General features: G+C 64.5%; 13 protein-coding genes. 3 read left to right on the top strand and 10 right to left on the bottom strand.

What is annotated here, in order from left to right:
* Window positions 1-175: 175 nt before the first annotated feature.
* The 6 genes from AB4Y42_RS03950 to AB4Y42_RS03925 all read right to left on the bottom strand — a co-directional run bounded on the left by AB4Y42_RS03950 (window position 176) and on the right by AB4Y42_RS03925 (window position 8940).
* Window positions 176-1267, bottom strand: coding sequence for a porin (locus tag AB4Y42_RS03950; protein ID WP_368693653.1), 1092 nt, complete (start codon window positions 1265-1267; stop codon window positions 176-178).
* 88 nt (window positions 1268-1355) lie between these two features.
* Window positions 1356-1898: a hypothetical protein gene (locus AB4Y42_RS03945; protein ID WP_368686039.1), complete on the bottom strand. Its 543-nt coding sequence runs from the start codon at window positions 1896-1898 to the stop codon at window positions 1356-1358.
* 306 nt (window positions 1899-2204) lie between these two features.
* Window positions 2205-5258: an efflux RND transporter permease subunit gene (locus AB4Y42_RS03940; protein ID WP_368693454.1), complete on the bottom strand. Its 3054-nt coding sequence runs from the start codon at window positions 5256-5258 to the stop codon at window positions 2205-2207.
* Window positions 5255-6394 (bottom strand): efflux RND transporter periplasmic adaptor subunit, encoded by a 1140-nt coding sequence (locus tag AB4Y42_RS03935; RefSeq protein ID WP_368693453.1) that lies wholly within the window; start codon window positions 6392-6394, stop codon window positions 5255-5257. The genes AB4Y42_RS03940 and AB4Y42_RS03935 overlap by 4 nt, the downstream gene beginning before the upstream one ends.
* A 5-nt stretch (window positions 6395-6399) precedes the next feature.
* Window positions 6400-7848, bottom strand: coding sequence for a TolC family protein (locus tag AB4Y42_RS03930; protein ID WP_368693452.1), 1449 nt, complete (start codon window positions 7846-7848; stop codon window positions 6400-6402).
* A gap of 177 nt (window positions 7849-8025) precedes the next feature.
* Window positions 8026-8940, bottom strand: a complete 915-nt coding sequence (locus AB4Y42_RS03925) for a class I SAM-dependent methyltransferase (RefSeq protein ID WP_368693451.1) — start codon at window positions 8938-8940, stop codon at window positions 8026-8028.
* 404 nt (window positions 8941-9344) lie between these two features.
* Between AB4Y42_RS03925 and AB4Y42_RS03920 the strand changes: the two genes are divergently transcribed.
* Together AB4Y42_RS03920 and AB4Y42_RS03915 are read left to right on the top strand one after the other, a co-directional pair.
* Window positions 9345-9644 carry a hypothetical protein gene (locus AB4Y42_RS03920; protein ID WP_368693450.1) on the top strand — a complete coding sequence of 100 codons (300 nt, stop codon included), beginning with the start codon at window positions 9345-9347 and terminating at the stop codon, window positions 9642-9644.
* 409 nt (window positions 9645-10053) lie between these two features.
* Window positions 10054-10686: a class I SAM-dependent methyltransferase gene (locus tag AB4Y42_RS03915; RefSeq protein ID WP_368686033.1), complete on the top strand. Its 633-nt coding sequence runs from the start codon at window positions 10054-10056 to the stop codon at window positions 10684-10686.
* A gap of 27 nt (window positions 10687-10713) precedes the next feature.
* On the opposite strand, the gene AB4Y42_RS03910 is transcribed toward AB4Y42_RS03915, so the two are convergent.
* Window positions 10714-10938 (bottom strand): hypothetical protein, encoded by a 225-nt coding sequence (locus tag AB4Y42_RS03910; protein ID WP_069265725.1) that lies wholly within the window; start codon window positions 10936-10938, stop codon window positions 10714-10716.
* 331 nt (window positions 10939-11269) lie between these two features.
* Here AB4Y42_RS03910 and AB4Y42_RS03905 point away from each other — a divergent pair, with 331 nt between their 5' ends.
* Window positions 11270-12373 carry an MBL fold metallo-hydrolase gene (locus AB4Y42_RS03905; RefSeq protein WP_368693449.1) on the top strand — a complete coding sequence of 368 codons (1104 nt, stop codon included), beginning with the start codon at window positions 11270-11272 and terminating at the stop codon, window positions 12371-12373.
* Between the two features lie 90 nt (window positions 12374-12463).
* On the opposite strand, the gene AB4Y42_RS03900 is transcribed toward AB4Y42_RS03905, so the two are convergent.
* The 3 genes from AB4Y42_RS03900 to AB4Y42_RS03890 form a co-directional block, all read right to left on the bottom strand.
* Window positions 12464-14137 (bottom strand): electron transfer flavoprotein-ubiquinone oxidoreductase, encoded by a 1674-nt coding sequence (locus AB4Y42_RS03900; protein WP_368693448.1) that lies wholly within the window; start codon window positions 14135-14137, stop codon window positions 12464-12466.
* Window positions 14138-14180: 43 nt separating this feature from the next.
* Window positions 14181-15971, bottom strand: coding sequence for an acyl-CoA dehydrogenase (locus AB4Y42_RS03895; protein WP_368693447.1), 1791 nt, complete (start codon window positions 15969-15971; stop codon window positions 14181-14183).
* A gap of 254 nt (window positions 15972-16225) precedes the next feature.
* On the bottom strand, window positions 16226-17230 hold the full coding sequence (locus AB4Y42_RS03890) for an AraC family transcriptional regulator (protein ID WP_368686029.1): 1005 nt from the start codon (window positions 17228-17230) through the stop codon (window positions 16226-16228).
* Between the last annotated feature and the right edge of the window lie 62 nt (window positions 17231-17292).

The raw sequence follows: 17292 nt of genomic DNA, 5'->3' as shown, positions 1-17292 counted from the left end.
GTCTTCCCCCGCAAGGTTTGCTTATTTCGATACGCGGTGAGCCGCCGAGAATGGATCCGAAATATCGACGACTTCGCCCTTCCATTCATGATCGTAGTCCAAGGTCCGACGGCTACGAAGTGATGGTGTGGAGGTTCATGCGTTAAGCATGAGATTTCTTGCACTCGCTCAAATACTAGAACAGATGGCGGATGCCGACCTGCACGCCGAATTCGCTCTGACCGGGTCCCGGCGTCAGGAACGAACCCGTCGTAATGCTGGCGCCCGCCATCTTGAACTGCGCGGTGCCGTAGTTCTTCAGTTCGGAAATCGTGCCGTATAGCCGGGTCCCCTTCGAAAGATCGTAGTTGACGATCGCCCCATATTGCAGGGCGTCGTTGTCGAGATGCGTGCTGTCCTTGGTGTAGGCGGCGCCGGCGCCCACGCTCAAGAACGGCGTGAAGCGGTAGTCGGCCGAAAGCGAATACGTGCTGTGCCAGTCGCCTGCTGTATTGCCAACCGGCCCGACTGTCGGGTCGTATTTGCCTGCCGGGTTGCTGAGCGCATTGCCGGTGGTCGCGGAAATGACGTCGTTGGCGCGGAAATAGCCGACATAGATGCGCCCCCACCCGTAGTCGAGATTGCCGCCCGCCATGAATTCCTGCACACGGTTGGAGGCTGTCGCATTCGCCGCGTTCAAATAGGCAAGCGCGAGATAAACCGGGCCCTGGGTGGTCTGCACGCCGGCCTGATACACGGCATTGCCCGCGAGCGTGCCCGGCTGGCCGCCCACCGAATAATGCAGTTCGACCTGGGTCCCCACGAACTTCGGCGAAATCCACGCAATGTCGTTGTCGACGCGTGCCAGCCAGTTCGCAAAGTTGTTGTAGCCCGAGGCGTAGGTCGCCGCGCTGAAGGCGTCCATATTGCCGCTCCAGGCGAACATCGGCGTGTTCTGGCGGCCGAAGCGCACCTCGCCGAAGCCGCCGCCCACACCGACCCACGCCTGGCGATCGAAGAACCGGTAGCTGTTCTGCAGCTTGCCCGTACCCGGATCGAAGCCGCTCTCCAGCGCGAAGTTCACGCGGTATCCGCCGCCTATGTCCTCCGTGCCGCGCAAGCCCCACCGGCTCGTCATCAAGCCGTTATTGCCGAGCACGGCGAGCGACGTGGTCTTGCCGTCGACTTTCGTGTTCTGGTAGCCGGCGAACACGTCGAGCACGCCGTAGAGCGTCACCGACGATTGCGCCATTGCCGGCGTGCTGGCGACGACTGCCGCAGCGATCACCGACAAGCTAAGGAATCCTCTATTTAACGACATCGTCACTTTCCCCTGTTGTTGACTTCTTGATAGATTGGTCCTGACGCTGAAGGCGTCAGCTTGTGCGGTCGGTCGCGAGCATGCGCTTCACCACGAGGGCGAGCGGCACAGTGAAGCAAAAGTGCGACATGAAACCGCCGATGATGACGACCGGGTCGTAGTAATTGGGATGGTTGTCTGACGCGATGCTGATCGCCACATGCATGACGATCCAGGCCAGGATCGCGTAAAAGAGCGCGACGAACGTGGCCTCGTAGCCGCGGCGGCGGAAATACGGCCAGATCGCGGCGAACAGTACGCCCCACGCAATGGCGAAGAAGAAATGGATGGCAGTGCCGAGGAAATACGCCCAGATGCCGAGCGAGTCCTGTACGCCCTTGCCGAACACGAGGCCGGTCGCGTTGCGGGGAATGCCCGCAAGCGGCATGAGATGCTGGGCGCCGACCCAGATGAGCGCCTCGTAAATCCAGATGATCACCGCGCCCGTCAAGCCGCCGGCTATGCCGGCGCGCAAGATTGCGCCGAGCGTCGGCTTGCCGTCGATAGCCGCTCTCGTCCCTTGATACCCACCCTCACCCACGCTTGCATTGCCGCTCATCGCCGTCTCCTCCTGTCGTACTGCACGAAATGTTTTTCGCCAAGATAGAAACGGGGCTTCCGGAAAACTACATCGGGTTAACGGCAGGCAAGAGGCGCTCCGCGGACAAGAAAGCGCGCGCAACGCAAGACCGTGACTCGCGGTGAGCCGCGCAGCGCCAAGCGGGACAAGGCTGGGCGCGATTCATCGTTGCACGGCGGGAGGCCGGCAGACCGGCTTGCAGACCCGGTCGCCGATAAGAGAAATCGATACGGCGGAAACGACTTCGCAACGCCAGGTCTGCAAACGCAATGCAACTGCCGCTACTCACCTCCCCCCTTTTACTCGAAGCAGGAGGCGCAGCAGCACGGGCAGCACCAGCAGCACGAGCGGCATCTGCACGATCAAGCCCGAGATGATCGCGACGGCGAGCGGTTGCTGCATCGCGGAACCCTGGCCGAGCGCGAAGGCGAGCGGCAGCAGCGCGAGAATGGCTGCGATGGTCGTCATCGCGATCGGCCGCAGGCGATTGCGGCCCGCGGCCTGCAACGCCTCCTCGAGCGGCACGCCTTCGTCGCGTACGAGCCCCTGGAACTCGGAAACGTAGAAGATCGCGACCTCCGTCACGATGCCGACGATCATCGTCATGCCCATCATCGCGGAGATGTTGAGTTCGATGCCCGTCGCCCACAGCCCGATGAAAACGGCGCCGGTGGCGAGCAGCGGCATCGCCATCACCGCGAGCGCTACACGAAAGCGCTCATAGAGGAACAGCAGCAAGCCGAACACCAGCGCTACGGCCGCGCCGAACACCGCGAGCAGCCCCTTGAAGGCGATCTGCTGTTGCTGGTACAAGCCGCCCAGTTCGTAGTAGACGCCCGTTGGCAGGAGCGCGGGATCGGCAAGCGCGCGCTGCACGTCGGCAATGGTCGAGCCGAGGTCGCGCCCGTCGATGCGTGCCGTCACCGCCACCATGCGCTTGAGGTTGTCGCGACTGATCTCGGGTTGCCCGCTTACGTGCACCGGGTCGGCAACGCGTGCGAGCGCGAACACGTGCCCGTCCGCCGCACGCAACGGCAGGCGCGCGAGTTCGGTGTCCGTCATTTGCAGCGCGCCTTGCGCACGCACGCGCACGCCGACCGTCTTCGGGCCGTTCTGGAACTGCGTGGCCACGTTGCCGTCCAGCAGGTCCGAGACCTGCTGCGCGACTGCCTGCGGGTCCATGCCTTCGGCAGCCGCGGCGTCGGGCCGGATGCGCAGATCGATGGCGTCGCCGGCAGGATTGATGCCGTCGTTGACGTCGACGATGCCGCTAATCTTGCCGATGCGTGCGGCCACACGTTGGGCGGTCGTATCGAGCACATGAGCGTCGTCCGAGTAGATCTTGATCTGCACGGGCTGCGGAACCGCCGTGAGGTCGCCGATCAGGTCCTCCATCAACTGCGCCAGCTCGACGCTCACACCGGGCACGTTTGTTTCGATCTGCGAACGGATCTCCTCCATCACCGTGTCGATGGGTTCGCGGCTGCCCGACTTCAGGCGCACGAAGAAGTCCCCCTTGTTCGGCTCGTTCAGGTCGCCGCCGAGTCCGGCGCCGGTGCGGCGGGAATATGTCGCCACATTCGGGTTCGCGCGAATGATCGCTTCGATCTGTTGCATCAGGCGATCGGTTTCGGTGATCGACGTGCCCGGCTGCGTGTGATAGTCGAGCACGAAACCGCCCTCGTCCATCGACGGCATGAAGCCGCTGCCGACCCGCGTGAACGCGAGCGCCGAAAGCAGCGCCAGCGGAACGACGAGCGCGAGCACCCACAGGGGCCGCGCGCTCACGCGCGAGACGAGCCGCGCGTAGGCACGGTTCAGCCATGCAGCGAAACGCGTTTCGCGATGCTCCTCGGCATCCTTCGCCGTGAGCCAGCGATCGCAGAGAATCGGGATGGCGAGCCACGTGACGAGGAACGAAATAAAGAGCGCGCTCGCCATCGTCACCGAAAGCGCCTTGAAGAACGCGCCGGTTACGCCCGAGAGAAACGCCAGCGGCACGAAGATGATGAGCGTTGCCGCCGAAGAGCCGGCGAGCGGCCGTGTAAATTCGAGCGCCGCGCTCATCACGCGGCCATGAAACGCATGCGCGCCCGCTTCGCGCATCCGCCGCGCGATGTGCTCGATCATCACGATGGCATCGTCGATCACGAGGCCCACCGCCGCCGCCATCCCGCCGAGCGTCATGATGTTGAAGCCCATGCCGAACACGTCGAGCAGCAGAATGGTCGCCGCCATCACGATAGGCACGAGCGCCACGGCGATGAGCGTGATCTTCGTGTTGCGCAGAAATACGAAGAGCGTGAGCGCCGCGAGCACCACGCCAATCATGATGGCATCGCGTACGCTGGTGGCCGAGGCGATCACGAGCTCGCTCTGGTCGTACCAGTTCGAGAGCGTCACGCCGTGCGGCATCTGCGGGCCGAAGTCCTTGAGGCGCGCACGAATCGCCTGCGCCATCGCCACACTGTTCGCGCCGGGCTGCTGGTAGACGTTGATCAGCACCGCATCCTGGCCGTCGGCGGTCACGCGGATCCATTGCGGCACGGTCCCCTGGGTGACGGTGGCCACATCGCGCAGGCGGATCTGCGTCGCGCCAGCGGACGACACGACCACGTTTTTCAGCGTATCGAGCCCGCTGAAAGCCGAATTCGCCACGACGAGAAAGAGCTTGTCGTGGTCCTCGATGCGCCCGGTGGCCATCAGCACGTTGCCCGCGCCGATCGCGCGCGAGATATCGGCGACCGAAAGCTTGTACGTCGCGAGGCGCGCGGGATCGACGGCCACTTCGAGCTCGTCGCGCGCCCCACCCGTCACGTCAACGCGCGCCACGCCCGCCACGGAGGAAAGCAGCGGACGCAACTGGAACTGGGCGAGATCGTAGAGCTGCGAGAGCGACAGGCGCGACGACGTCAGGCTGTACGCGAGCACCGGAAACACCGTGGGGTCCATCCGGCGCACCTGCATGCTGGTGCCGGGCGGCAGCGTCGCGAGAATCTCGGCAATGGCCGACTGCGCCTGCAACGTGGCTTGCGCCATGTCCGTACCCCAGTCGAAATTCAGCGAGATTTCCGCTGAGCCCCGACTCGTGCGGGATTCCACGTCGCGCACGTTCGGCACGCGCCGCAACGCTTCCTCCACCGGCATAGTGACGAGCGTCGCCATCTGTTCGGCCGGACGGTCGCCCGCGTCGAGCGAAATCACGGCGCGCGGAAAGGACACGTTCGGAAAGAGCGAGATCGGCAGGCGCAGCGCGGTGAGCGCACCGGCAAGCGCGGCAAGCGCGATCACGAACAGCAGCGAACGACGGTGGCGCTGCATCCACTGGCTGAACGTCATCGCGCGCCGCCTTGCGCCACGCGCACGGCCATGCCGTCTTCGAGTTCGTAGTTGCCGACGACGACGAGCGGCCGCGAGGCGTCGAGCGCGCCATCCACGCCGTACGTATCGCCATGCTCGACTTTCACCTGCACATCGACGCGGTGCGCCTTGTTGGTCGGCGCGACCTGAAACACATAGCTGCCCTTCGCGTCCCGCAGCACCGCGGCGCGCGGCACGTTCCACCACGTGCCGGCCTGCGTATCGATGTCGGCCCGCACGCGCGTTCCCGGCAGGAACGCGGCGCCCGCGAGCGGCACGTTCGCACTCACGTTCACGAGCTGGCTCTGCGCGTCGATGGCTGCGCCGACGAGCACGATGCGCCCTTGCGCCCGCTGCGAACCGAGCGAGGCGGACAGCGGGCGCAGCACGACACGATCGCCGGCGCGCAGCGTGAGCGCGTCGGCGGGTTCGACGCCCAGCGAAATGTTCGCGGCATTGCCCGCGGCGCCATTGGATGCAACGAGCTGGGCGAGTGCCGTGCCCGCCTGGATCCGGTCGCCCGGCACCGCGGCAAGCTGCGCGATGACGCCGGCCACTGGCGCCGCGATCGTTTTCGAACCCGGCGCAATACCCGTCGCTTGTTGCGCGGCGAGCGCCTGCTGTGCGTCATCCAGCGCTTTTTGCGCCGCGGCGAGCTGCGATTGCGTGGCGAGACCGTCGTGAAAGAGCGAGCCGGTGCGAGCGAGTTCGCCACGCGCGAGCGTCGCTGCGCTTTGCGCTTGCGTATAGGCGATCACGGCGTTGGGATCGGCTTGCACGACGAATAGCGCAGCGCCCTGCGCAACGGTCTGGCCGGGCTGCACGAGCACGCGCGTGACGCGTGCGAGATACGGCAGGCTGATGGTCGTGGCGTTCGAGGCCGCAGACGCGACCGCGCCATACGCGACGACGGTTTGGGCGACCGGCTGGCGCTTCACGTGCACGACCTGCACGGCCGCGGATGGCGCCGGCGGGCCGCCCGAAGCGCCGGCGTCATCCGCGCGCGCTGCATGCGGCGCGAAAAGCGCTGCGCCGGCGGCGAGCGCGGCCGCTGCGCCAACTGCGCAGACGGCGACACGCGTACGCGTGCCGGAAAGAAAGCGGTGCTCAGTCATGGAGATCAACGTGCAACGAGGGTATTGGTGGGCGCGCTTTCAGCAGTGGCGCCTCGCGCGGGCGGAGTCTGATCAGGATCGGGAATCGCGCTGCCGAGCAGCGCCTGGAGGCCAATGCGTTGCTCCGCTAGCGCCTCGCGCGCGGTGGCGGCATCGATGCGGCGCGCGAGCGCCGTGCTTTGCGCGTCGACGTACTGGCCGAGCACGATGTTGCGCGCCGCGTAGGCGTCGCGCGCCTGCGCGGCGGCACGCTCGAGCGCCGGCAGCGCGGCGTCATCCTGATCGAGTTGATGCGCGGCAATCGCGCTGTCGGCTCGCAGGTGGGCGATATCGGCGTAAGCCGCGTTCAGGCGTGTCTGGTATTCGTCCGCGAGACGCCGCCGCGTGGCCTGCTCGATGGCGATATTGCCGCGATTGCGGTTGAAGACCGGCAGCGTGAGGTTGATCGCGAAGCCGCTCGTGTAGATTTCCGAAGTGTCGCGCTGCCGCGTAAAGCCCACCGAAAGACTGGGGAACTGGTTGAGGATCGCGGCGCGGTACTTCTGCTCCTGCGCCTCGTAGCCGGCCTGCAGCGCGATCAGATCGGGACGGCGCTGCGCCAGCTTCGCAACGGCAGCGTCGAGCGTACCATCGGGCATCGGCGTGACTGCCGTGTCGCCTGTGAGCGCAAGCGTCGTGTCGGGCGCGAGGCCGAGCAGCGCATTGAGGTCATGGTGCGTCTGCTCGCGCGCGTGCTGCATGTCGGTGTATGGCTTGCGGGCGTCTTCGTACGCGGTGAGCGACGCGGTGACGCTGTCTGCTGTCACGTTGTGCTCGTTTGCCGCTTGGGCGGTGCGTTCGTAACGCGTGCGGGCGAGCGCCGTCTGCTGCTCGAGCAGCGGCAACACCTCATCCTGAAAGCGCGCTCTCACGTACAGCTGCTTCGCCTGCGCCACGACCTGCCACTCCTGCCAGAGCAGACCGAGATCGGTCTTGCGAACCGTGGCGTTGGCGGACTTCGTGTTCGCGCCACGCGTGACAATCGCCATCACGTCCATGCTCAGGCCGTAGCTGAACGCGCGCGACAACCCAGCGGCGCCGGGATAGTCGCTGGAGATACTCACCTGGGGATCCGGCAGGAGTCCTGCTGAAAACGCCTGCGCGTGCGCAATGCCGAGATCGTCTCGCGCAAGTTTCAGGTCGGGATTATTGGCGACTGCCAGCATCGCGACGTCTTCGATGTCCAAGCCATTCGACGGATCGAAGCGATGTGCCGCAAGCTCGGGCAACGGCATTTTCGCGGGATCGATCTGCACCCGTGCGAGCGCATCCTGCGTGGTCAACGAAGGACCCGTAGCCAGTGGCTGCGCCTGGTAGCTTGCGCAACCGGCAAGCAGTGAGGTGCCCGATGCAACGGCGACGAGCGTGGCGCGCGCGCGATTCGGTCTGTAGAAGCGAAAGACGCGCGGAACCATCGCGCGAGACTGCGTGCTGGACAAAATGGACTCCTCAAGCCAATCCCGCGCAGCATGAATGCGCGAGCATGGGCCTGAACGCAAACACCACGCGTTGGTGGCGTTGCGGCAGGCATGCTGCGCATTCTGCAGGGTTAACGCTTATGCAATCCTTAAGCAGGCGTTTGCATCCGGTCTCTACGGCCGCTTTGCCGTCAGATAGGCGATGCGCTCAGCGCCGAGTTGCGCTCCGCTTTCGAAAATCGCCCGCATTCTGACCTCCAGATACGCGCGCTCATCGCGGGTAAGTTCCTTTTCGAAGACCTCTTCCAGGCTGGGCGCCAACGGGTGGGGCGAGGTACGAAGAAACGTTTCCCAAGGCAGGCTGTCCTCTGTTCGCACTTCGATGTGCAATTCCAGATGAATGTCGGTGAAGCCCGCATCGATCGCGAAGCGCACGAGGTCCCGTTCACCATAGTTCGTGATAGGCAGCGAGCGCGCCTTCTCCTCCGTGTCGGGGAACTGCGCTGCCCGGCACCGGAGCAGCAAGGGAAAGAAGGGATCATCCGTGTTGAACGCACGGGAATCGACGAGTTGCTTGAGCAGGCAAACCTCGAGCGCCTCGTCACGCAAAATCGGCTCGGCGATGGCGAAGCGGCCACCCGGTTTGAGGATGCGGTAAATCTCTCGCATTGCCGCGGGCTTGTCTGCCACATACGCCAGCACCGCGCGCATCGTGGCGGCATCGACTGCTTCGTTCGCGATGCCTGCCAGATTCTCGGCGCTGCCGTGTATGAATGCGCACTGCCCGCTCACACCCAGGCTTCGGGCCCGCTCTTCCGTGTGCCGCAGCAGCGGCGCCGAAATATCGGTCATGAGCACCCCGAGCGCGGCGCCGGCCCGTTCAATCGCGCGAAACCCGACGAGACCATCACCCGTCCCGATGTCGGCCAATGTCATGCCGGGGCGCAGGCGAACGGAATCCAGCACGCGGTCCGCGTACTTTGTGATCTCGGCACGGACATTGTGCTCATGGGTCCGATCGTTGCCATGACGCTGCCGGAGGATCCACGTGGACCAGTCGTCGTGAATTACGTCGTTCGTGAGGGGCAACACAATGGATTTCCAGGAAAACTTGAAAGATTCGCGGGATGGTAGCGTTGAATTCTGATGAACTCCTTATCTAAACGGTATTCCCGACCCGGACCCTATTTTCGCGATACCAAAGGTACGCCTGTTAAGCTGAATAAAAGTTGCTTTCATTCCAGAACATGTTTTCAACGAGATCCATGGGTGGAAGCGCCACGGCACGGGGCATCAAGGAATCCCGCATCTGATCAGCTTTTAAACCAGTCGTCGGGCGATTATGAATGGCGCTGGCACAAATCGAACCGCAGCTTATGCAAGCCTTAAGTTGATTTGCTTTCCGAAAATAAATACTTCTTAAGTATCTGGAAGGTACTCCGATAAATCGGGCGCAGTTCCCGGTTTTTTCTCTCTTTATTGGAGACCTTCTGATGACAATCCAGGCAGTTTCTAGCCAACCCGCCGTTGCAACCGCAGCGAATACCGGCGCGCAGAACCAGCAGGCGACTGCCGCTACGCAACCTGCCAGCAAGACGCAGGCGCAGTCCAGTACGACGACGACCCAGGCTTCGACGCCGTCGGCTTCCTATGCCGTCACGATCAGCAATGCCGCACGCGCCGCATTGGCCGAAGCCACCGAAACGTCGGTGCAGACCTCGCAGGAAGCCAACCGCGGAGATCGACAGGCTCAACGCCTGCTTGCGAAGGAGCAGGCCAATAAACTGGGGTAAGGCGCAAGGCGTGCGATAGCAGTCGTCAAACGCCGGTTTCGCACGCCCTACCTCTGGATTCGCTTGCACGTTGCGCGAAAACCGCGACGTGCAAGCTAACAGATTTCCGCAAGACCGCTCGACGTGCTCCAGGTGTACATCAAACCGCACAGGTAAGATAACTTTTCTTATCGTAATAGAGTGTTTTTAATAACAAACTCTCCACTCTAAAAACGCGCCGCAGGCGGCCATCACGTCGGCTCGGGTATGCCCTCACATCCACGGCGCGACTTGCGCGCCGTGTCTCGAACGCCACTGAGACTCATCTTCAGCGACAATATGTGGGAGCGTCCTCGCGCGCTGCTCAAGGAAACGAGCGCGCAGACGCTTTCGGACATCGAGCTTTGCGAGTAACGAGGCAGGAGGTTTTATGCAGTCGCGGGATCACTGGAATCGCGTCTACACGACAAAGACGCCGACCCACGTAAGCTGGTTTCAGGAGCATGCGCTCCAGTCGGTGGCGCTCATTCGTCAGGCGGGTCTGTCGAAGGATGCGGCCATCATCGACGTGGGCGGCGGCGCGTCGACGCTGGTCGACGACCTCGTGGCGGACGACTATCGCAACGTCACGGTGCTGGACCTTTCCGACGCCGCGCTCGCCGCCGCTCGCATGCGCCTCGCAACGCGAGTGGGCGAACGCGCAAACCGCGTTTCGTGGATCGTGGGCGACATCACGCAAATCGAATTGCCGGTGCAGGCTTACGACGTCTGGCACGACCGCGCCGTGTTTCATTTCCTGACGAGCCACGAAGACCGGGAAGCTTATGTGAACGCCGTGCTGCGTGCCGTAAAACCGGGCGGCATCGTGATCGTGGCGACCTTTGCCGAGGACGGCCCCGACCATTGCAGCGGGCTACCCGTCATGCGCTATAGCGCCGATGCGTTGCACGCCGAATTTGGCGCGCCCTTCACGCTGCTCAAACAGGAACGCGAGGAGCATCACACGCCGGGTGGCGCCACGCAGAAGTTCATCTACTGCATGTGCCGTAAAGAGACTTCGTGAACGGGTTTGTGGGTGATGCGCGCCGTTTCAGGGTGCGAACGCGAGTGCCGCGTCTTCCGGTAGATTTTCGAGCGCGCGACTGCCATCGCGCAGCGCTTCGCTCTCGCCGTTGAAGGTCGTTTCGCTGTATGCGATGAGCTTGAAGCCGCTACCCGCGCTGCGAGGGATGGTGATACCCCAATGCCACCCTCCTTCCTGTTCGAAGACGTGCAGCTTCAGAGATGCATGCAAAGTGTTTGATCGATTCGTCATGTCACGCCCTCCTTTGCGAAAGCGTCGAGGCAGCCGGCAGACACTGGTCAGTGTAGGCATCATTTTGTTGCGGCGCAATAAATATCGACGTTGAGGTGCGATGCTACGGGATCGGGCGTCGTCATCGGGCAACAAAGGGAAACAGGCGGCAACGAGAAGCAACAAGCGGAAACAAAAGTAAACAGGCGTGCGGCAGCGCAGCGTCGTGCAGCAGTGATGCGCGTCACTTGCTCGGCCCCCAAATGGACGTGGGCGGGCGGGCTGCATTCACGCTATCCTGCGCGCGATCCACGAAAGTTTGCGCTCCCCATTTCCCTTTGCGCCCCGAAGCATGACCGACCGCACCGAAGCCCTCCCCGACAGCACGCCCGAGGCCGCATCCAATAGCGCGCGATCAGCGCTGTGCTATCCCTACCCGGAACCGCCCGCGCCCGGCTTGACCCTCGAGATCGCGCCGGGCGTGCGCTGGCTGCGTATGCCGCTGCCCTGGGCGCTCGATCACATCAACGCATGGCTCATCGACGACGCCGAAGGTTGCGCCGTTGTCGATACGGGCGCCCGCACCGATGCGGCCACGGCTGTGTGGCGCGCGATCTTCCCGCAGGGCGGCGAGGCACGCACGGCGCCCCGCGTGACACGCGTGCTGGTCACGCACATGCACCCCGATCATGTGGGCATGGCCGGGTGGCTCACGCGCGCGTTCGACTGCCGGCTCTGGATGACGCGCGCCGAGTACTTCAACTGCCGCGTGGCCGCCGCCGACACCGGCCGCGAAGCGCCCGCCGACGCGCTCGACTTCTATCGCCGCGCGGGCTGGAGCGAGTCCGCCATCGATGTCTATCGCGCGCGCTTCGGCCGCTTCGGCCAGCATATCCACGCGCTGCCGGAAAGCTTCCGGCGCCTGCAGGACGGCGAGGTCGTACGCATCGGCGCGCACGACTGGCGCGTGATCGTCGGCATGGGGCATTCGCCGGAACATGCGTGCTTTTACTGCCCGGCGCTGAAGCTGTTCATTTCGGGCGACCAGGTGCTGCCACGCATCTCGTCGAACGTTTCGGTCTATCCAATCGAGCCCGACGCGGACCCGATGGCGCAGTGGTACGCCTCGTTCGACAAGCTGCAACGCGAAGTGCCCGACGACGTGCTCGTGCTTCCCTCGCATAACGACTGCTTTTACGGGCTGCACGCGCGCATCGAGCGTTTGCGCCAGGGGCAGGACAAAAGCCTCGCGCGCCTGCGCGCCACGCTCGCCGAAGCGCGCCGCGCCGTGGATGTGTTCGGTGCGCTGTTCGCGCGGCGCATCGGCGAAGACGATCTCGGGCAGATGAGTCTCGCAACCGGCGAGAGCCTCGCGTGCCTGAACTACCTGATGTATCGCGGCGAAGTGAAACGCGAACTGCGCGACGACGGCATGTACTGGTATTCGCGGACGTAAAAAATGGCAGGGAGGGCGCACCACGCCCCGCCTGCCACAAGCCGCATCGACGGCATGCACCGGAAAACCCGGAATGTCGTCGCCCGCTGCTTACATGTTCGGATAGTTCGGGCCGCCGCCACCTTCAGGCGTGACCCATACGATGTTCTGCGTCGGGTCCTTGATATCGCAGGTCTTGCAGTGCACGCAGTTCTGCGCGTTGATCTGCAGACGATGGGCGTCCTGCTCGTCCTTCACGAACTCGTAGACGCCTGCGGGACAGAAGCGCGCCTCGGGGCCTGCATACGTCGCGAGGTTGATGCCGACCGGCACCGTCATGTCCTTGAGCGTGAGATGCGCCGGCTGGTTCTCTTCGTGGTTCGTGTTCGAGATGAACACCGAAGACAGACGATCGAACGTGAGCTTGCCGTCGGGTTTTGGATACTCGATCGGCTTGCACTGCGAAGCCGGTTTCAGCATCTCGTGGTCGCGATGCTGGTGATGCAGCGTCCAGGGCACATTGCCGCCGAGCAGCTTCTGCTCGATGCCCACCATCAGCGTGCCCAGGTACAGGCCCTTGCTCATCCACTGCTTGAAGTTGCGCGCCTTGTACAGCTCCGTGTGGAGCCACGACTGCTTGAACGCTTCCGGGTAGGCCGCGAGTTCATCGCTCTGTCGGCCCGCCTGCACGGCTTCGAATGCGGCGTCCGCAGCCAGCATGCCGGTCTTGATCGCCGCGTGGCTGCCCTTGATGCGCGAGGCGTTCAGAAAGCCTGCGTCGTCGCCCACCAGCGCACCGCCCGGGAACACGAGCTTGGGCAGCGACATCAGGCCGCCGGCCGTGATCGCGCGCGCACCATACGAGACGCGCTTGCCGCCTTCCAGATACTTGCGGATTTCCGGGTGCGTCTTGTAACGCTGGAACTCCTCGAACGGCGAGAGGTACGGATTCTGATACGCAAGACCCACGACAAAGCCCACCATCACCTGGTTGTTGTCGGTGTGGTACAGGAACGAGCCGCCATAGGTGTCGCTTTCCAGCGGCCAGCCGGCGGTGTGGATCACGAGGCCGGGCTGGTGCTTCGAGGGATCGATCTCCCACAGTTCCTTGATGCCGATGCCGTAGACCTGCGGATCCGAATCCTTGCCGAGCTTGAACTTCTCGTTCAGCTGACGGCCCAGATGCCCGCGGCAGCCTTCGCAGAACAGCGTGTACTTCGCGTGCAGCTCCATGCCGAGCTGGAAGTTCTCGGTGGGCTCGCCGTCCTTGCCGACCCCCATGTTGCCGGTGGCGACGCCCTTGACCGACCCGTCGTCGTTGTAGAGCACTTCGGCAGCCGGAAAGCCGGGGAAGATTTCCACGCCCAGCGCCTCGGCCTGCTGGCCCAGCCAGCGCGTGACGTTGGCGAGGCTGATGACGTAGTTGCCGTGGTTCTTGAAGTTGTCGGGCAGCGCCCAGTTCGGCACAGCCTTAGCCCCCGTTTCGGAAAGAAAAAGGAACTTGTCCTCGGTCACGGGCACGTTCAGCGGTGCGCCTTGCTCTTTCCAGTCCGGCATCAGCTCGTTCAGGGCGCGCGGATCCATGACCGCGCCCGAGAGGATATGCGCCCCGATTTCCGAGCCTTTCTCCAGCACGCAGACGCCGATTTCAGTGCCTTTTTCCGCGGCCAGCTGCTTCAGGCGGATCGCCGCGGACAGCCCGGCGGGACCGCCACCGACGATCACCACGTCGTATTCCATCGACTCGCGTGGGCCGTACTGTGCAATCAGATCAATCGACGACATATCCTCTTCCTTCTTTGCTAACTAGGCGTTCCGGGTCGCCCGATCAAAACTGCACTTCGCTCAGCGCGAGCACGCCCGCGTCGCCCTTTGCGGCCACGATCGACGTCTCGAGGCCGCCTGCCTGCGCGAGAATGTGCTCGGCGTAGAACTGCGCGATCGCGATCTTCGCGCCGTAAAACTCGGCATCGTTCGCGTGTTCGCGTTGCGCGACGAGCAGCGCGCGCGCCATTTGCCAGCCGCACAGCACGATGCCCGCGAGCTTCAGATACGGCACGCTGCCCGCGAACACCGCGTTCGGGTCGCGCTTGACGTTCGCAACCACGTAGTCGACGACATTCGCCAGTGCACGCGCGCCCTTTTCCAGCTGCTCGCGCATCGATGCCGCCGCCGCGCCGCCCGCCTGGCCGAGTTCCTCGGCAGTCCGGGCGATCTCGCCGAGCAGGGCCTTCGCCACCGCGCCGCCGTCGCGCACCGTCTTGCGGCCCACCAGGTCGTTCGCCTGGATCGCCGTGGTGCCTTCGTAGATGGCGAGAATGCGCGCGTCGCGGTAGTACTGGGCCGCGCCCGTTTCCTCGATGAAGCCCATGCCGCCATGCACCTGGACGCCGAGGCTCGTCACGTCGTTGACCATTTCGGTGCTCCAGCCCTTCACGATCGGCACGAGGAATTCGTAGATCGCGAGATTGCGCGCGCGCACTTCCGGGTCGGCGTGGTAGTGAGCATGGTCGCTATAGGCGGCGGCGACATAGGCGAGCGCTCGTGCGCCCTCGGTCATCGCACGCATCGAGGCGAGCATGCGGCGCACGTCCGGATGATGGATGATGGTCGCCGACTGCTTGAGCGAGCCGTCCACGGGGCGGCTCTGCACACGCTCCTTCGCGTACGCCACGGCCTTCTGGTACGCGCTCTCGGCCACGCCCACGCCCTGCATGCCCACACCGAAGCGCGCGGCGTTCATCATGATGAACATGTATTCGAGGCCGCGATTCTCCTCGCCCACGAGGTAGCCGATCGCGCCGCCGTGATCGCCGTACTGGAGCACGGCCGTCGGGCTCGCCTTGATGCCGAGCTTGTGTTCGATCGAGACGCAATGCACGTCGTTGCGCGCGCCGAGCGAGCCGTCTTCGTTGACGAGGAACTTCGGCACGACGAACAACGAAATGCCTTTCACGCCTTCGGGCGCGTTGGGCGTGCGCGCCAGCACGAGGTGAACGATGTTCTCCGCCATGTCGTGCTCACCCCACGTGATGAAGATCTTCGTGCCGAAGACCTTGTACGTGCCGTCGCCCTGCGGTTCGGCGCGCGAGCGCACCAGTGCGAGGTCGGAGCCGGCCTGCGGCTCGGTCAGGTTCATCGTGCCGGTCCAGTCGCCGGAGATGAGCTTCGGCACGTAGCGCGCCTTCAGCTCGTCGCTGCCCGCGGTGAGCAGCGCCTCGATCGCGCCGTCGGTGAGCAGCGGGCACAGCGCGAACGAGAGGTTCGCCGCGTTGAGCATTTCGATGCAAGGCGTCGCAATCAGCTTGGGCAGCGCCTGGCCGCCGAATTCGGACGGATGCTGCAGACCCTGCCAGCCGCCCTCGACGTACTGGCGGAACGCCCCGGCGAAGCCAGGCGTCGCCGTGACCTCGCCGTCGCGCCAGCTGCTGGGCGCGCGGTCGCCTTCCACGTTCAGCGGCGCGATGACTTCGCCGGAGAGCTTCGCGCACTCGTCGAGCACGGCCTGCGCAGTGTCGAAACCGGCGTCTTCGAAACCCGGCAGGGTTGCGACGGCGCCGATGCCGGCCAGCTCTTTCAGCACGAACAGCATGTCCTTGACGGGGGCGTTGTAGCTCATGATCGGTCCTTCCAGTACTCAGGGGTCGAAATGGATGCGCCGCCGGGCCAGGGTTACCTGGATGGCCACCTTGCGGCAGTACAGGACGGATCGTAGCGTCAATGGGTCGCGAAACCACTGTCCAAACCGGACCACATGGTGACAATTCTGGCCACGCTGTCGGCGGCCGCGCCCACCCGTCGTGGGTGGACATCGCCACTTTGTGCCGGGCTGCGCTCAGCCGGGCTGCGCTCAGCCAGGCGACGCTCAGGCGCTCAGCCGCGGCGGCGGTAGGTGCCGGGCGTGCTGCCCGTCCAGTGGCGAAAGGCGCGGTGAAAGGCGCTGGGGTCATCGAAACCCAGATCGCCGCCGATGGCCGCGATCGTGTCCTGGGTGTCGGTGAGGCGCTGGATCGCCACGTCGCGGCGCAGTTCGTCCTTGAGCGCCTGGAAGGTGGTCTCCTCCGCGGCGAGGCGCCGGCACAGCGTGCGCACCGAACAGTGCAGGCTGTCGGCCGCCGCTTCGATGGTCGGCAGATCGGGCAGTTGCGCGGCCAGGTACTGGCGCACGTTGTGGCTCACGAGCTGCTCGCTGAAGGTCTCGAAGATCCAGTCGCCCGGCGAGCGCGCGAGAAACGCGCGCAGGTTGCGCTTGCTCTGCCGGATCGGCATGTCGAGATAGGCCGCGCTGAAGCGCATCAGCGTGGCCTCGCAGCCAAAGCGCACGGGCCCCGAGAAGAAGTAACGATGATCGAGCGCGTGCGGCGGCTGCGCGCAGGCGAAATCGACTTGCAGGAGCGGAATGCGCTGGCCGATCAGCCAGGAGCACACGCCATGCGCGAGCTTGAGCGTCAGCTCCTGGCCGAGCGGCCCGATCGCGCCATACGCCGGATTGGCGCGTAATGCCACCTGGGCCACGAGCCCCTGGCGGCGCGACTCGAGCCGGAAATCGTCGAGCACGATGTGGAAGAACTGGTCGAAGCGATGCAGGGCCGTTTCGAGGTTGCGCGCATCGAGCAGGCTCAGGCAGAGAAACTTGAGCGTGCCGCTGCGCAGCGGCCGGCTGAAGATGCCGGGCATCTCGTCGTCGAGTTCGATGGCGAGCGTCTGGTAGAGCGTGGAGAACTGCTCTTCCGTCACGCGGCCACCCGGCTTGGCGAGCAGCTCCAGCGCGATGCCCGCCTCGTTGAGATAGCGGCGGATCACGGCGGGCTCGGCGCCCGCGCCGGCCAGAAAGCCGTTGACGAGCGAGATGGGAACGGTGGCGCTAGGCGATGGCATGCGTTGACGATGGAAGGCCGCGTAAACGGACAGACATCGGCGTCGGTCCGCGCGCCATTTTA

Origin of the sequence: Paraburkholderia sp. EG286B (assembly GCF_040965655.1) — a bacterium.
Lineage (GTDB): Bacteria > Pseudomonadota > Gammaproteobacteria > Burkholderiales > Burkholderiaceae > Paraburkholderia.
This window is presented reverse-complemented; position numbering and strand designations above follow the sequence as displayed.

What these genes read in the sequence shown, in the direction of transcription:
- AB4Y42_RS03920 (WP_368693450.1), top strand. Translation starts at nt 9,345, where the DNA reads ATGACAATCCAGGCAGTTTCTAGCCAACCCGCCGTTGCAACCGCAGCG.
- AB4Y42_RS03945 (WP_368686039.1), bottom strand. Translation starts at nt 1,898, where the DNA reads ATGAGCGGCAATGCAAGCGTGGGTGAGGGTGGGTATCAAGGGACGAGA.
- AB4Y42_RS03940 (WP_368693454.1), bottom strand. Translation starts at nt 5,258, where the DNA reads ATGACGTTCAGCCAGTGGATGCAGCGCCACCGTCGTTCGCTGCTGTTC.
- AB4Y42_RS03890 (WP_368686029.1), bottom strand. Translation starts at nt 17,230, where the DNA reads ATGCCATCGCCTAGCGCCACCGTTCCCATCTCGCTCGTCAACGGCTTT.
- AB4Y42_RS03910 (WP_069265725.1), bottom strand. Translation starts at nt 10,938, where the DNA reads ATGACGAATCGATCAAACACTTTGCATGCATCTCTGAAGCTGCACGTC.
- AB4Y42_RS03895 (WP_368693447.1), bottom strand. Translation starts at nt 15,971, where the DNA reads ATGAGCTACAACGCCCCCGTCAAGGACATGCTGTTCGTGCTGAAAGAG.
- AB4Y42_RS03900 (WP_368693448.1), bottom strand. Translation starts at nt 14,137, where the DNA reads ATGTCGTCGATTGATCTGATTGCACAGTACGGCCCACGCGAGTCGATG.
- AB4Y42_RS03915 (WP_368686033.1), top strand. Translation starts at nt 10,054, where the DNA reads ATGCAGTCGCGGGATCACTGGAATCGCGTCTACACGACAAAGACGCCG.
- AB4Y42_RS03905 (WP_368693449.1), top strand. Translation starts at nt 11,270, where the DNA reads ATGACCGACCGCACCGAAGCCCTCCCCGACAGCACGCCCGAGGCCGCA.
- AB4Y42_RS03935 (WP_368693453.1), bottom strand. Translation starts at nt 6,394, where the DNA reads ATGACTGAGCACCGCTTTCTTTCCGGCACGCGTACGCGTGTCGCCGTC.
- AB4Y42_RS03930 (WP_368693452.1), bottom strand. Translation starts at nt 7,848, where the DNA reads ATGGTTCCGCGCGTCTTTCGCTTCTACAGACCGAATCGCGCGCGCGCC.